14 protein-coding genes are annotated in these 13,808 nt (G+C 70.8%); 10 read left to right on the top strand and 4 right to left on the bottom strand.

The features are described from left to right. From HW578_RS14265 to HW578_RS14225, 9 genes are all read left to right on the top strand, one after another. A partial coding sequence (locus tag HW578_RS14265; protein ID WP_456308282.1) for a TSCPD domain-containing protein occupies nt 1-467 on the top strand: 467 nt, incomplete at its 5' end. Between the two features lie 23 nt (nt 468-490). Further along, a complete protein-coding gene (locus HW578_RS14260) occupies nt 491-958 on the top strand; it encodes a RidA family protein (protein ID WP_198371216.1) in 468 nt (155 codons plus the stop codon). 63 nt (nt 959-1,021) lie between these two features. Beyond that, nucleotides 1,022-2,185 carry a GNAT family N-acetyltransferase gene (locus HW578_RS14255; RefSeq protein WP_198371215.1) on the top strand — a complete coding sequence of 388 codons (1,164 nt, stop codon included), beginning with the start codon at nt 1,022-1,024 and terminating at the stop codon, nt 2,183-2,185. A 1-nt stretch (nt 2,186) separates the two neighbouring features. Then, nucleotides 2,187-2,588 (top strand): MGMT family protein, encoded by a 402-nt coding sequence (locus HW578_RS14250; RefSeq protein ID WP_198371214.1) that lies wholly within the window; start codon nt 2,187-2,189, stop codon nt 2,586-2,588. A gap of 32 nt (nt 2,589-2,620) precedes the next feature. Beyond that, nucleotides 2,621-3,496: a DMT family transporter gene (locus HW578_RS28450; protein WP_198371213.1), complete on the top strand. Its 876-nt coding sequence runs from the start codon at nt 2,621-2,623 to the stop codon at nt 3,494-3,496. Further along, complete coding sequence (locus tag HW578_RS14240) at nt 3,493-5,520, top strand: DNA/RNA helicase domain-containing protein (RefSeq protein ID WP_198371212.1); 2,028 nt, start codon at nt 3,493-3,495, stop codon at nt 5,518-5,520. The genes HW578_RS28450 and HW578_RS14240 overlap by 4 nt, the downstream gene beginning before the upstream one ends. A gap of 8 nt (nt 5,521-5,528) precedes the next feature. Next, nucleotides 5,529-6,398 carry an endonuclease/exonuclease/phosphatase family protein gene (locus HW578_RS14235; RefSeq protein ID WP_198371211.1) on the top strand — a complete coding sequence of 290 codons (870 nt, stop codon included), beginning with the start codon at nt 5,529-5,531 and terminating at the stop codon, nt 6,396-6,398. Continuing rightward, nucleotides 6,398-7,633, top strand: coding sequence for an MFS transporter (locus HW578_RS14230; RefSeq protein ID WP_198371210.1), 1,236 nt, complete (start codon nt 6,398-6,400; stop codon nt 7,631-7,633). The genes HW578_RS14235 and HW578_RS14230 overlap by 1 nt, the downstream gene beginning before the upstream one ends. After that, on the top strand, nt 7,630-8,511 hold the full coding sequence (locus tag HW578_RS14225; RefSeq protein WP_198371209.1) for a polyphosphate kinase 2 family protein: 882 nt from the start codon (nt 7,630-7,632) through the stop codon (nt 8,509-8,511). Before HW578_RS14230 ends, HW578_RS14225 begins: the two co-directional genes overlap by 4 nt. Here HW578_RS14225 and HW578_RS14220 read toward each other — a convergent pair. The 4 genes from HW578_RS14220 to HW578_RS14205 all read right to left on the bottom strand — a co-directional run bounded on the left by HW578_RS14220 (nt 8,508) and on the right by HW578_RS14205 (nt 12,485). After that, a complete protein-coding gene (locus HW578_RS14220; protein WP_369407898.1) occupies nt 8,508-8,840 on the bottom strand; it encodes a carboxymuconolactone decarboxylase family protein in 333 nt (110 codons plus the stop codon). The two genes, HW578_RS14225 and HW578_RS14220, sit on opposite strands and share 4 nt — an antisense overlap. Nucleotides 8,841-8,930: 90 nt before the next feature. Next, nucleotides 8,931-11,285, bottom strand: coding sequence for an ATP-dependent Clp protease ATP-binding subunit ClpA (gene clpA, locus HW578_RS14215; protein ID WP_198371207.1), 2,355 nt, complete (start codon nt 11,283-11,285; stop codon nt 8,931-8,933). Between the two features lie 111 nt (nt 11,286-11,396). Continuing rightward, complete coding sequence (gene clpS, locus HW578_RS14210; protein ID WP_198371206.1) at nt 11,397-11,738, bottom strand: ATP-dependent Clp protease adapter ClpS; 342 nt, start codon at nt 11,736-11,738, stop codon at nt 11,397-11,399. Nucleotides 11,739-11,984: 246 nt separating this feature from the next. After that, on the bottom strand, nt 11,985-12,485 hold the full coding sequence (locus HW578_RS14205) for a phasin family protein (RefSeq protein WP_198371205.1): 501 nt from the start codon (nt 12,483-12,485) through the stop codon (nt 11,985-11,987). A gap of 346 nt (nt 12,486-12,831) precedes the next feature. On the opposite strand from HW578_RS14205, the gene HW578_RS14200 reads away from it, so the two are divergent. Further along, nucleotides 12,832-13,808: D-alanyl-D-alanine carboxypeptidase family protein (locus HW578_RS14200; RefSeq protein ID WP_198371204.1), on the top strand; the 977-nt coding region annotated here is incomplete at its 3' end.

Genomic DNA, 13,808 nt, shown 5'->3' with positions numbered 1-13,808 from the left:
CGCCGCGCCCGGTCTCGCACGCGCCGGCGCGCACCTGGCGGGTCGCGGTGGGCGGGCTGCGCGTGGCGCTGCGCGCGACCGAGGACGATCGCGGCCGCCTGCGCGAGATCACCTTCAGCCAGCCGCGTGAAGGGGCCTCGGCCCGCGCGCTGCTCGAGGCGCTGGCCCAGGCGGTCTCGCTCGGCCTCGCGCATGGCGTGCCGCTGGCGACCTTCGTCGAGGCCTATGCCTACAGCCCCGGGGCGGGCGGGGTGGTCGAGGGGGATGCCGCCATCCGCCGCGCCACGTCCGTGCTCGACTGGGCCTTCCGGCGGCTGGCCCTCGACTATCTCGGCCGCGGCGACCTGCCGGACCCGGTCGAGGAGGAGACGCCGGTGACGATGAGCGCGGCGCCGCCGCAATTGCCGCTCGACCTGCCGGCACAGCCGGCGCCGCGGCGCGGGCGGTCCTATCGCCACGCCGCCTGACAAGGCTTCACGGAGGGACGACCATGGCCGGACGCATCGAGGCGCGACTGACGGAACTCGGCATCACGTTGCCGACCCCGGCGGCGCCGATCGCCAACTACGTGCCCTTCGCGGTGAGCGGGAAGCTGGTGGTGATCTCGGGCCAGATCCCGCTGCGCGACGGCGCGGTGGCCTTCACCGGCAAGGTCGGCGCGGAGGTCACGCCGGAAGACGGCAAGCAGGCCGCGCGGCTGTGCTTCATCAACCTGCTGGCGCAGCTGAAGGCTGCGGCGGGGGGTGACCTCGATCGCGTGGCGCGGGTGCTGCGCCTGGGCGGCTTCATCGCCGCGCCGGCCTCCTTCACGCAGCATGCCGCGGTGATGAACGGCGCCTCGGACCTGGCGGTGGAGGTGTTCGGCGATGCCGGCCGCCATGCGCGCACCACCATCGGCGTGCCCTCGCTGCCGGCGGATGCGGCGGTCGAGGTGGAGGGGATGTTCGAGCTGGCCTGAGGGCGCGGCGCGCGCGGCACGGCGCCTGCTTGCGCTTCGCCGCCACCGCGCGACATTGAGCCCATGCCCGACGGATCCGCTGAACTCTCGCTGAGCCTGCATCCCCGCATCGCGGAGATCCCGGCCGCCGAATGGGATGCCTGCGCGGGCGCGGACAATCCGTTCGTCAGCCATGCCTTCCTGAGCGCGCTGGAGGATAGCGGCAGCGCCACGCCCGATCGCGGCTGGCTGCCGCAGCATGCCGCGCTGCGCGACGATGCCGGCGGTCTGGTGGCCTGCGCCCCCTGCTACGCCAAGTCGCACAGCCAGGGCGAATACGTCTTCGACCATGGCTGGGCGGATGCGCTGGAGCGGGCCGGCGGGGACTACTACCCGAAGCTGCAGGTGTGTTCGCCGTTCAGCCCGGTGCCGGGGCCGCGCCTGCTGCTGCGCCCCGATGCCGGCCTGCCGCATGCGGTGCTGGCGCAGGCGCTGGTGCAGGGGTGCAAGGCGATCGGCGCCTCCTCCGTCCATGTCACCTTCTGCACCGAGGGGGAGTGGACGGCGCTGGGGGAGGCCGGCTGGCTGCAACGGATCGGCACGCAGTTCCACTGGGCCAATCAGGGCTATGGCTGCTTCGAGGATTTCCTGGGCGCGCTGGCCTCGCGCAAGCGCAAGGCGTTGCGGCGCGAACGGCGCGACGTGCAGGCCGCGGGGCTGGTGCTGCGCTGCCTGCGCGGGGCCGAGATCACGCCGCGCCATTGGGAGGCCTTCCACCGCTTCTACCGCAGCACCACCGACAAGAAATGGGGCCGCAGCGCGTATCTGACGAAGCGCTTCTGGCCGCTGCTGGGCGAACGCCTGGGCGATGCCGTGGTGCTGATGGTGGCCGAGCGGAACGGTGAGCCGGTGGCCGGCGCGCTGAACCTGGTGGGGCGCGACGCGATCTATGGCCGCAACTGGGGCGCGGTGGTGGACGTGCCCTTCCTGCATTTCGAGCTCTGCTACTACATGGCGATGGACTTCGCGATCGCGCACGGCATCCCGCGCGTCGAGGCCGGCGCGCAGGGCGAGCACAAGATCCAGCGCGGCTACCTGCCGGTGCCGACCTACTCCGCGCATTGGATCGCGCATCCGGGGCTGGCGCGCGCGGTAGCGGATTTCCTGGAGCGCGAACGCCCGGCGATGCGGCGCGAGATGGACGCGCTGGCGACGCTCTCGCCCTTCCGACAGGAGGGCGAAGGGTAGCGTGGCGCGATCGCCCTTCTTCGCGCGCATCAAGGGCGACGTGCTGCGCATCGTCGCGAGCGTGCCGGCCGGGCGCGTCGTCACCTTCGCCGATGTGGGCGCGCATCTGGATGTCGCGCCGCGGCACGTGGCGTACATCCTCGCGACGCTCGACCCGGTCGAGGCCGCCACGCTGCCCTGGCACCGTGCGGTGGCGGCGGATGGGACGCTGGGCGTGCCGAAATCCGGGCCGGACGGCACGACGCAGCGCGCGCTGCTGGCGGCGGAGGGCGTGGCCTTCGATCCCGCGGGGCGCATCACCGATGTCGTCGCGCGCTGCAGTGCCGTGGCGGTTCTGCCGCATGGCGTGCCGCCGCAGGCACGCCCGGCCGATGCGCCGTCGGCGCGACGGCGCAGGCGGTAGGAGGGCGCGCCGTCTCGCGATAGGCTGCACCCGTGCGCCTCGCCTATCTTCAACTCGCCCTGTCCATGGCGCTGGTCGGCGCCAATGTCGCCGTGGCGAAGCTGCTGGCCGAGGCGCTGCCGATCGCGATGGTCGCCTTCCTGCGCTGCGTGCTGGCGATGGCGGTGCTCTGGCCTCTGGCGCGCTGGATGGATGGCACGGTGCGCGTGCCCCGCGACGTGATGCGCAACCTGGCTTTGCAGGCGGTGTTCGGAACGGCGATCTACAATGCCGGTCTGCTGGCGGGGCTGCGGCTGACCACGGCGCTGGAGGGCGGGCTCGTGCTGGCGACACTTCCGGCCGTGGTCGCGATCGGCGGCGCGGTGCTGCTGCGCGAACGCCTGCCCGCGCAGCAATGGGCGGCGGTCGCGCTCGCCGCCGGCGGCATGGCGGCGATCACGGTGGCGCGCGCCGCGGGCGGGGCAGGCGGGTCGCTGCTCGGCAACCTGCTGGTCTTCGGCGGCGTGCTGGGGGAGGCGGCCTATGTTCTGCTGGCGCGGCGCATCGCGGGCCGCGTGCCGGTGATCACCGCGAGCCTGTGGATGCAGGGCTTCTCGGCGCTGGTGCTGCTGCCCTTCGCCGCCCCCGGCTTCGGCGCGGTGGCGGCGCTGGCGGATGCGTCGCTGGCGGCGCTGCTGGTGTTCCATTCGCTGACCGCGAGCGTGCTCTGCCTGCTGCTGTGGTATGCGGGGCTGAAGCGCGTGCCGGCGGGCATGGCGGGGGTGTTCACGGCCTTCCTGCCGGGTACCGCGGCGCTGGTGGCGGTGAGCCTGCTCGGGGAGGCCTTCACCGTGACCCACGCGGCGGGGTTCGTGCTGATGATGGGCAGCGTGGCGGTGGCGACCTGGCCGCGGCGGGGGGGCGCATGAGGGCCTGGTTGGCGCGGACGGGTGCCGGATTGCTGGCGGAGGACCCGGGTGTGACGGCCGGGCTGCTTGCCGCGGCGCAGGCGACGCGCGGGCATCCCGGCACGCCCGAGCAGCAGGCGGCGTGGAACGATGCGATCGGCACGCTGCGCGATGGGCTGCGCGAGGCCGGCGGCGCGGCCTGGACCGTGGCGGTCGAATACGACCTGATGCGGCTCGAGAAGCGCGCCGATGCGGTGGTGCTGACCGACCGCGCGATCATCGTGCTGGAGTTCAAGGAGGCGGATGCCTCGCCCGCCGCGCTGGCCGAGGCGGAGGACTACGCGCTCGACCTGCGGGACTTCCACGCCGGCAGCCGCGCGCACCCGATCATCCCGGTGCTGGTGAGCGGCGGCGTGGCGGGCTTCGCGCCGCCGCGCCAGGCGCCGTTGATCTGGCATGGCGTGCTGCCGCCGCTGGCCTGCGGGCCGGATGGGCTGGCGGCGCTGTTCGGCTGGGTGCAGTCGGGCGCACCGCTGGCAGCGCTCAATGGCGCGGCCTGGCTCGATGCGCCCTATCGCCCGGTGGCGGGCATCGTCGAGGCGGCGACGATGCTGTTCGCGCGGCACGGCGTCGCCGAGATCGCCGCCGCTCGCGCCGATGCCGCCAATCTGCGCGGCACCTCGGACGCGATCGCCCGCGCCGTGGCCGAGGCGCGGCGCGACCATGCGAAGCGCGTGGTCTTCGTCACCGGCATTCCCGGCGCGGGCAAGACGCTATGCGGGCTGAACGCGGTGTTCGGCGCCGCGCGGCAGGATGGCGCGGCCTTCCTGACCGGCAATGCACCGCTGGTGGCGGTGCTGCGCGAGGCGCTGGCGCGCGATGCGGTGGCGCGCCGCGGCGGAGCCAAGGCCCAGGCGCTGCGCGAGGTGAAGGCCGCGATCCAGAACGTTCATCGTTTCCTGGAGGATGGCGCGGCAACCGGGGCTGGCGCACCGCCCGAGCGCATCATCGTCTTCGACGAGGCGCAGCGCGCCTGGGACGAGGCGAAGGCGCGCCGCGGCACGCAGAACCGGCCCGGCCGGCTGACGATGAGCGAGCCGGCGCAGACGCTCGACATCATGGGCCGGCACGATGGCTGGGCCGTGGTTGTGGCGCTGATCGGCAACGGGCAGGAGATCAACACCGGCGAGGCGGGGCTTCGCGAATGGGGCCGCGTGATCGAGGGCGATCCGCGCTGGGGCGCGCTGGCCGCACAGCGTGTGCTGGAGGCGCCCGACCCGCTGCAGCGGCTCGCGGCGGGCCGGCCGCCCTGGCTGGCGATCGACCCGGCGCTCGACCTGACGGTGCCGCTGCGCGCGGTGCGCGATGCCTCGGTTGCGGGGTGGGTGGAGGCGGTGCTGGCCGGCGACGTGGCCCGTGCCGCGTCGATCGCGCGCGGCGCGGTGGACTTCCCTGTGTTCCTGTCGCGCGACCTCGATGCGGTGCGCGCGGCGCTGCGCGGCTTCGCGCGCGGGCGGCGGCGCGCGGGGCTGCTGCGCTCCTCGGGCGCGAAGCGCCTGCGCGGGGATGGGCTGGCGGCCGAGGTGCCGGCGGAGGATGTCGCGGACTGGTTCCTCAACCATTTCCAGAGCCCGCCGGATGGCACGACGCGCGACGTCCGCGCCAGCGATGCGCTGGAAGCCGCGGCAACCGAATATGCCTGCCAGGGCCTTGAGCTCGACGCCTGCGGCCTTGCCTGGGGCGGCGACCTGGTGTGGCGGGACGATGCCTGGACGGCGCGCCGTTTCGCCGGCACGCGCTGGCAGGCGGAGCGCAGCGAGGCGCACTACGTGGTCAACACCTATCGCGTGCTGCTGACCCGCGCGCGTGCCGAGACGGTGATCTGGGTCCCGCGCGGATCGCCGTGCGAGGAACCGCTGCATGACCCGACGCGCGATGCCGCGGACTACGACACCGTTGCCTCCGTCCTGCTGGCGAGCGGCGCCCGCCCGCTGGAGGCGACGGTCACGGCCACCGCGCGCGCGGAACCCGCGACGCTGCTATGAAGGCCACCATGCGCCTGCTGCTGATCGCGTTGCTCGCCCTGCTTGTCCTGCCCGCCGCGGCGCAGGAGATCAAGCTCGCTGCCTGGAACATCGAATGGCTGACCACCAAGCCGGCCGGGCATCCGGACCTGCCTTCGTCCCTGCCCGCGCGCACGGCGGAGGATTTCGCGCGGCTGCGCGCCTATGCCGATCGCCTCGCCGCGGATGTGGTGGCGATCCAGGAGGTGGACGGCCCGCTCGCCGCCGCGCGCGTGTTCGACGCGACGCGCTGGGACTTCCATTTCCCGAACGAGACCGACACGCAGCGCGCGGGCTTCGCCTGGCGGCGCGGGCTGAACGTCACGCGCAACCCGGATGTGGCGGCACTGGACCTGGTGCCCAACGCGCGGCGGTCCCTGCGGCGCGGCGCCGACATCACGATCCGTTCGGGCGACGGGCCTGCGCTGCGGCTGCTCTCGGTGCATCTCGATGGCGGCTGCGCGCAGGGGTCGGTCCGGCAGCCCAATTCGCGCGACTGCCAGAACCTCGGCCGCCAGGCGGAGATCATCCGCGACTGGATCGCGGAGCGCCGGCGGGAGGGCGTGGCCTTCGCGGTGCTCGGCGACTTCAACCGCCGCATGGAGCGCAACGACGACTTCCTCGCCGTGCTGAGCGAGGCGGCACCACTGCTGCGCCCGACCGAGGGCCTGTCCGATCCCTGCCGTGGACACGACCGCGGTGCGCGACCCTTCATCGACCACATCCTGCTGGGCGGGCCGGCGCGCGACTGGGTGGTGCGCGACAGCTTCCGCGTGCTGGTCTATGCCGAGCGCGACCCGGCATTGCGTGAGCGCATCTCGGACCATTGCCCGATCAGCGTCAGGCTCGACCCACGCTGATGCCCGCTTCACCAGGCTTTGCGCGCATCACGCTGCCGCTGGCGGCGATCAATTTCCTCAACCAGTGCAATCGCGGGATGGTGGCGACGATCGGGCCGCTGCTCGCGATCGAGTTCGGGCTCTCGGCCTCCGGGCTCGGGCTGCTGGCTGCGTGCTTCTTCGCGGCCTACGCGGTGGCGCAGCTGCCGATCGGCGTCGCACTCGACCTGCACGGGCCGCGCAAGGTGCAGGCCACGCTGGCGCTGGTCTCGGCGGCGGGGTTCGTGCTGTGCGCGGTGGCACCGGACGTAATGGTGCTGGCTTTCGGGCGCATCCTGTGCGGGCTCGGCCTCGCGGCCGGGCTGATGGCGATGCTGAAGGCGAATTCGCAGTGGTATCCGAAGGAACGCGTCGCGGCGGTCACCGGCGCGGGGCTGTTCCTGGCCGGCATGGGGGGCATGACGGCGACGGTGCCGGTGCAGTCCGCGCTGCCCTTCCTGGGCTGGCGGGGCATCTTCGTGGTGCTGGCGGTGCTGGCGGTCTGCGCGTCGGCGTGGATCTGGACGATGGTGCCCGACCGGCCGGCCGCGGCTGTGGTGCCGCAGCGGCGCAGCATGGTGCGCGAGATCGGCGAGTTCGGGCGCATCTTCCGCGACCGGCCCTTCCTGCGCTTCCTGCCGGCGATCATGGTGCTCTCGGCGCTGAACTTCACCTTTCAGGGGCTCTGGGCGGGGCCGTGGCTGCGCGACGTGGGCGGGCTGGACGACGGGCCGCGGGCGATCGCGCTGCTGGTCTATGCGCTGGGGCTGGTGACCGGCAGCCTGGTGACGGGGCAGGCGGCGTCGTTTGCGCAGGCGCGCGGGTTCTCGCCGATGTTCGTGCCCTACATTGGCATCGGCGGCGTGCTGCTGGCGCAGGCGCTGCTGGTGGCAGCACCGGGCGGGTTCTGGCTGACGGCGGCGATCTGGTTCCTGTTCTCCTTCTGCGGGTCGGTCGGCGTCGCGGGCTATGCGGCGATGGGGCAGGGGTTCCCGCCGGAACTCCAGGGGCGGGTCGCGACAGCCATCAACTTCTCGATGCTGGTGCTGGTCTTCGCGTTCCAGACCGGGATCGGCGCGGTGCTCGACCTCTGGCCGCGCACCGCGAGCGGGGGCTGGGACCCGGCGGGCTATGCGGTGGCGCTGTGCATCACCTTCCTGTTGCAGGCGCTGGCGGCGGCGTGGATCGTGGTGGCACCGAGGGGGAGGGCGCCATGATCACCAAGCGCGTCGAGACAATCCTGGACCGCTACCGCGTCACCGCCGGCAAGGGCTTCCGGCTGAAGGGCTTCGACCCTGGCGACACGGGGGGCCTCAGCCTCGAGAAGGATGGCGCGGCGGCGCTGCTGCAGCAGGGCGTGGACCGACTCGCGGAGCTGCAGGACATGCTCTACGCGCAGGACCGCTGGTCGGTGCTGTGCATCTTCCAGGCGATGGATGCCGCGGGGAAGGACGGGGCGATCAAGCACGTGTTTTCCGGCGTCAATCCGCAGGGCTGCCAGGTGCATTCCTTCAAGGCGCCCAACGCCATGGAGCTGGACCACGACTTCCTGTGGCGGCATTCGACGGCGCTGCCCGAGCGCGGGCGCATCGGCATCCACAATCGGTCCTGGTACGAGGAAGTGCTGGTGGTGCGCGTGCATCCGCAGTTCCTCGGCGGGCAGAAGCTGCCGCCGAACCTAGTGGGGAAGAAGATCTGGGCCGAGCGGCTCGAGGACATCGCAGCGTATGAACGCTACCTCGCGCGGCAGGGCACGGTGGTGCTGAAGTTCTTCCTGAACGTCAGCAAGGCGGAGCAGAAGCGCCGCTTCCTCTCGCGCATCGACGAGCCGGAGAAGAACTGGAAGTTCTCGGCCAACGATGTGGCGGAGCGCGCGCATTGGGACGCCTACATGACCGCCTATGAGGCGGCGATCCGCGGCACCGCGGCGGCGCATGCGCCGTGGTTCGTGGTGCCGGCGGACACCAAGTGGTTCACGCGCCTGGTGGTGGTGGCGGCGATCGTGCAGGCGCTGGAGGAGCTGGACCTGCACTATCCGAAGGTGACGAAGGAACAGAAGGCGGCGCTGGAGGTGGCAAGGAAGGCGTTGGTCTAGGCCTCATTCGCCCTGTCCAGCGCATGCAGCGCATAGGTGAAGGCCGCCCCCGCGTTCAGCGCGATGGCCACGCCCAGCGCCTCCGCGATCTCCTCCTTCGTGGCACCCGCCGCCAGTGCCTTTCTCACATGCGCGTCCATGCAGCCCTCGCACCTGGTGGTGATGGCGACACCCAGCGCGATGAACTCCCGCGTCTTGGAATCGAGGTGCTGCGTCTTGGCCGCGCCGTTGTTCAGCGCGACGAAGCCCTTCACGATCTCCGGGTGCAACTGCCCCAGTTCCTTGCCGCGCTCGCGCAGCGCCGCGGAATAGGCGTTCCAGTCCTTGATCGCGCTCATCGATTCATCCCCTGAACGGAAAACGGGCGCGGAGGGTGTCCCTCCGCGCCCGTGCATCATCGCCGCTGCGGCGGCGCGGCGCTACTCGGCCGTCTCCGGCTCGCGGTCGGGCTCGCCCTCGCCTTCCTCGGGCTTGGGCAGGGCGGGGGGCGTGGCTTCCATGATGTCGAAGGACAGCGCGCCGTCCTTAAGGCCGACCTTCACCGAACCACCCTTGGCCAGCTTGCCGAACAGCAGTTCCTCGGCGAGCGGCTTCTTGATGTGCTCCTGGATGACACGCGCGAGCGGGCGGGCGCCATAGAGCGGATCGTAGCCGCGCTCGGCCAGCCATTCCTTGGCCGCGCTGCTGAGTTCGATCGTCACGTTGCGGTCCGCCAGCTGGGCTTCCAGCTGCATCACGAACTTCTCGACCACGCGGCCCACGATCTCTGGCGTCAGCGCGGCGAAAGGCACGATGGCGTCCAGGCGGTTGCGGAACTCTGGCGTGAACAGGCGCTTGATCGCTTCCTCGTCCTCGCCGACGCGGGTCGGGCGCTCGAAGCCGATGGTCGCCTTCGCCATGTCCGACGCACCCGCATTCGTCGTCATGATCAGCACGACATTGCGGAAATCCACGGTCTTGCCGTTGTGGTCCGTCAGCTTCCCGTGGTCCATCACCTGCAGCAGGATGTTGTAGAGATCCTGGTGCGCCTTCTCGATCTCATCGAGCAGGAGCACGGCGTGCGGGTGCTGGTCGATCGCATCCGTCAGCAGGCCCCCCTGGTCGAAGCCGACATAGCCCGGCGGCGCGCCGATCAGGCGGGAGACGCTGTGGCGCTCCATGTACTCGGACATGTCGAAGCGGATCAGCTCGATGCCGAGGGTCTTCGCCAGCTGCTTCGCGACCTCGGTCTTGCCGACGCCGGTCGGGCCCGAGAACAGGTAGTTGCCGATCGGCTTCTCCGGGTCGCGCAGGCCGGCGCGCGCCAGCTTGATCGCGGCCGAGAGCGCGTCGATCGCCTTGTCCTGGCCGAACACCATGGCCTTGAGGTCGCGCTCGAGCGTGCGCAGCTGCTCGCGGTCGTCGCTCGAGACCGACTTCGGCGGGATGCGCGCGATCTTCGCGACGATATCCTCGACATCCTTGAGCGTGACCGTCTTGCGCCGCTTGCCCTCGGGCAGCAGCATCCGGCTTGCACCGACCTCGTCGATCACGTCGATCGCCTTGTCGGGCAGCTTGCGGTCGTGGATGTATTTGGCCGACAGCTCGACGGCGGCCTTGATGGCTTCCGGCGTGTAGCGGACCTTGTGGTGCTTCTCGTAGTTGGTCTTGAGGCCCTGCAGGATCTTCACCGCGTCCTCGATCGTGGGTTCGTTCACGTCGATCTTCTGGAAGCGGCGGACCAGCGCGCGGTCCTTCTCGAAGTAGTTGCGGTATTCCTTGTAGGTGGTCGAGCCGATGCAGCGCAGCGTGCCCTGCGCCAGCGCAGGCTTCAGCAGGTTCGAGGCATCCATCGCGCCGCCGCTGGTGGCACCGGCGCCGATCACGGTGTGGATCTCGTCGATGAACAGGATCGAGCCGGCCTGGGCCTCGAGCTCGGTCACCACCGCCTTGAGCCGCTCCTCGAAATCGCCGCGGTAGCGCGTGCCGGCCAGCAGGGAGCCCATGTCGAGCGCATAGATGGTCGACTTCAGCAGCACCTCGGGCACGTCGCCCTCGACGATGCGCTTGGCCAGGCCCTCCGCGATCGCCGTCTTGCCGACGCCCGGGTCGCCCACATAGAGCGGGTTGTTCTTGGTGCGCCGGCACAGGATCTGGATGGTGCGCTCGATCTCCGAGTCGCGGCCGATCAGCGGGTCGATCTTGCCCTGCTGCGCCTTCTTGTTGAGGTTGACGCAGTAGTTCGACAGCGCGTCCTGGCCGCGGCCGCCGCGGGGCTTCTCCTCCTTCTCGGCATTCTCGTCGCCGCTGCTGGACGATGCCTGCGGCGAGCCCTGCACCGGGCGCGGCTGCGAGCGGCCCGGCGCCTTGGCGATGCCATGCGAAATGAAGTTCACCGCATCGAGCCGCGTCATGTCCTGCAGCTGCAGGAAATACACGGCGTGCGATTCGCGTTCGCTGAACAGGGCGACCAGCACATTGGCGCCGGTCACCTCGTCGCGTCCGCTGGACTGCACATGGATGGCGGCGCGCTGCACCACGCGCTGGAAGCCGGCGGTGGGCTTCGGGTCGCCCCCGCGCTCGGTCACCAGGCCCGCCAGGTCCTTGTCCAGGAACTCCGACAGGTCGCGCTTGAGGCGATCGAGGTCGACTCCGCAGGCGCGCAGCACGGTGGCCGCGTCCTGGTCGTCGCCGAGCGCCAGCAGCAGGTGTTCGAGTGTCGCGTATTCGTGTCGCCGTTCGCTGGCAAGTGCCAGGGCCCGGTGGAGCGTCTGCTCGAGGTTGCGGGACAGCATGTCAGTGACGCTCCCCTGTCGGTGGCGCGTCAGCCTCGTTGGGTCGGCGCGGCACCAGGTAACCAGTCTTCGTGATGTAGGCTTCCCCCCGAGGTTCTGCGACCCCTGCCCCTATTCCTTCTCGATCGTGCACTGCAGAGGATGCTGGTTCTGGCGCGCCAGGTCCATCACCTGCGTCACCTTCGTCTCGGCCACCTCGTAGGTGAAGACGCCGCAGACGCCGACGCCGCGGCGGTGCACATGCAGCATGATGCGCGTCGCTTCCTCGCGGTTCTTCTGGAAAAAGCGCTCCAGCACGTGCACGACGAACTCCATCGGCGTGTAGTCGTCGTTGAGCATCAGCACCTTGTACATGGCTGGCTTCTTGGTGCGCGGACGCGTCTTGACCACGACCCCGGTCTGGGGTCCGTCGCCGCCCTGCCCGCCGCCCGGGCGCTTGTCCTGATCGCTCATGGCCGAAGAAGTGGTTTCCCTTGGGCGGACCGGCAACGGCCCGCGCCGCATGGCAGGATATCGGAGCGCGCGGTCCGGCGGGAAGGGCCGAGCGTCGCTTCGCACCAGATTGTTCTGCAAGTCATGAAAAAAGCCCGGACCGGAACCGGCCTGCCGCGGATGCGGTGGGCCGGCCCGGTCCGGGCCGCTGGGCCGCCCCGGCGCAGGGGGAGGGGGATCGCGCCGGGCGGCCTCGGGTCTCGTGGCTCAGGCCGCGATCGGCTTCGCCATCTTCTCCATGGCGACCGTCATGCGGGCCGAGATCGGCGCCACGGCCTGCTCGGTCAGCTTGAAGACCGCTTCCTGCATCTTCGCGGATTCGGCCACGGCCTTCTCCATCGCGGCCTTGGCGAACTTCGCCTGGATCTCGGCGGCCTCGTTCAGGGACTTCACCGCCGCGAGCGCCTTCGCACCCTCGAGCGAGTGGTCGGTCAGGCCTTGGGCCAGCGCCATCACCTGGCGGGCGAGGTCCTGCGTGCCGACGGCCCAGGTCTGGGCGGCCTTGGTGAAGGCCTCCATGTTCCCGCGGCCGAACTCGGTCGCTTCCTCGACGGCCTTCATCACGCCTTCGGCACCCTTGGTCATCTGCTCCATGCCCTTCTCCATCGCGACACGGGCCTGCGTCGCGCCTTCGGTCACGATCTTCTGCGCCTGGGCAGCGCCCTCGGCGGCAATCTTCTTCACATCGGGGGTCTTGGTCTCGGCCATGGCCTGGTCCTCTTCCATGTTGGGGGTAGGGGTCGGAATAGCCCCGGCCCGCTTGGTTGACCCGGGCTTCCGGGCCGCTTTGCTGCGTTGCAACATAGTGAGCCGTGTAGACGATCCCGACGGCCCGCCGCAAGCATTTTTTGCAGTGCACCATAACTTTGCAAAGGCGGTCGGGAAGGTCGGTGACGGCATCATCCGGGCCGGCTGGAACACCTCTTCGTAACCCTTTGCGAGACAAGGAAGTCGTTGCGGAATTTGGCTGGACGGCAGCGCCGGGACATCGCTATTTTTCGCGCCAGGTGCTACCGCCCGCCCTCCTGCAGGACGGGCACCAGGGGGATTCCGCATGCCGCAGACCCGCGTCGAACCGTGCGCGAGCGCGCCGACCTGCGCCGCCCGGCGGGTTGTCGCCGCGATCGCCGCCCTGCTCGCCGCTTGCCTGGCCCCTGGCCCCGCCGCCGCGCAGATCGGCAGCGACCGCTACGCCGCCATCGTGCTCGAATCGCGCACCGGGCGCGTGCTGATCGCCGCCAATGCGGACGACCAGCGCTACCCGGCCTCGCTCACCAAGATGATGACGCTCTACATGCTGTTCGAGGCGCTGCGCGACGGGCGCGTACAGCTCACCACACCGATCCGCATGAGCGAGGAAGCCGCCTCTCGCCCGCCCTCCAAGCTTGGCCTGCCGGTCGGCGCCACGCTCAGCGTCGAGCAGGCGATCCTGGCGCTGGTGACGAAAAGCGCGAATGACGTCGCGGCCGCGGTGGGCGAGCACCTGGCCGGCAGCGAGGAACGCTTCGGCCAGATGATGACGCTGCGCGCGCGCGCCATCGGCATGACGCGCACAACCTTCCGCAACGCCTCCGGCCTGCCGGACCCGGACAACGTGACCACGGCGCGTGACATGGCCACGCTCGGCCAGCGCCTGATCAACGACTTCCCGAACCGCTACCATTATTTCAGCACGGTGCACTTCAACTGGGGGCGGGCGATGATCCGCAACCACAACCGCATGCTGGGCGACTACGAGGGGGCCGACGGCATCAAGACCGGATTCATCCGCGATTCCGGCTTCAACATCGTGACGTCGGCGCTGCGCGACGGCGTGCGGCTGGTGGGCGTCACCATGGGCGGTTCCTCCTGGGTCGAGCGCGACCGCCACATGGGCGCGCTGCTCGACCAGGGCTTCGCGCAGATGGGTGTCGCGCCACGCCCGCCATCGTCGATCATGGCGGCGGTGCCCGCGGTCGGCGCTGCACGGGCGGCCACGGTTGCGCGGTCCGGCGGGGCCGACCGCCGCGCGGCGTCCGCCCGCGCGCCCGC

Source organism: Roseomonas rosulenta (genome assembly GCF_016106005.1).
Classification (GTDB): Bacteria; Pseudomonadota; Alphaproteobacteria; order Acetobacterales; family Acetobacteraceae; genus Neoroseomonas; species Neoroseomonas rosulenta.
The sequence above is the reverse complement of the archived record's forward strand: the minus strand, read 5'-3'. Positions and strand labels throughout refer to the sequence as shown.

Coding starts and splice junctions, on each gene's coding strand:
- clpS (WP_198371206.1), bottom strand. CDS start 11,738: ATGAGCGATCAGGACAAGCGCCCGGGCGGCGGGCAGGGCGGCGACGGA.
- HW578_RS14225 (WP_198371209.1), top strand. CDS start 7,630: ATGATCACCAAGCGCGTCGAGACAATCCTGGACCGCTACCGCGTCACC.
- HW578_RS14240 (WP_198371212.1), top strand. CDS start 3,493: ATGAGGGCCTGGTTGGCGCGGACGGGTGCCGGATTGCTGGCGGAGGAC.
- HW578_RS14205 (WP_198371205.1), bottom strand. CDS start 12,485: ATGGCCGAGACCAAGACCCCCGATGTGAAGAAGATTGCCGCCGAGGGC.
- HW578_RS14260 (WP_198371216.1), top strand. CDS start 491: ATGGCCGGACGCATCGAGGCGCGACTGACGGAACTCGGCATCACGTTG.
- clpA (WP_198371207.1), bottom strand. CDS start 11,285: ATGCTGTCCCGCAACCTCGAGCAGACGCTCCACCGGGCCCTGGCACTT.
- HW578_RS14255 (WP_198371215.1), top strand. CDS start 1,022: ATGCCCGACGGATCCGCTGAACTCTCGCTGAGCCTGCATCCCCGCATC.
- HW578_RS14230 (WP_198371210.1), top strand. CDS start 6,398: ATGCCCGCTTCACCAGGCTTTGCGCGCATCACGCTGCCGCTGGCGGCG.
- HW578_RS14235 (WP_198371211.1), top strand. CDS start 5,529: ATGCGCCTGCTGCTGATCGCGTTGCTCGCCCTGCTTGTCCTGCCCGCC.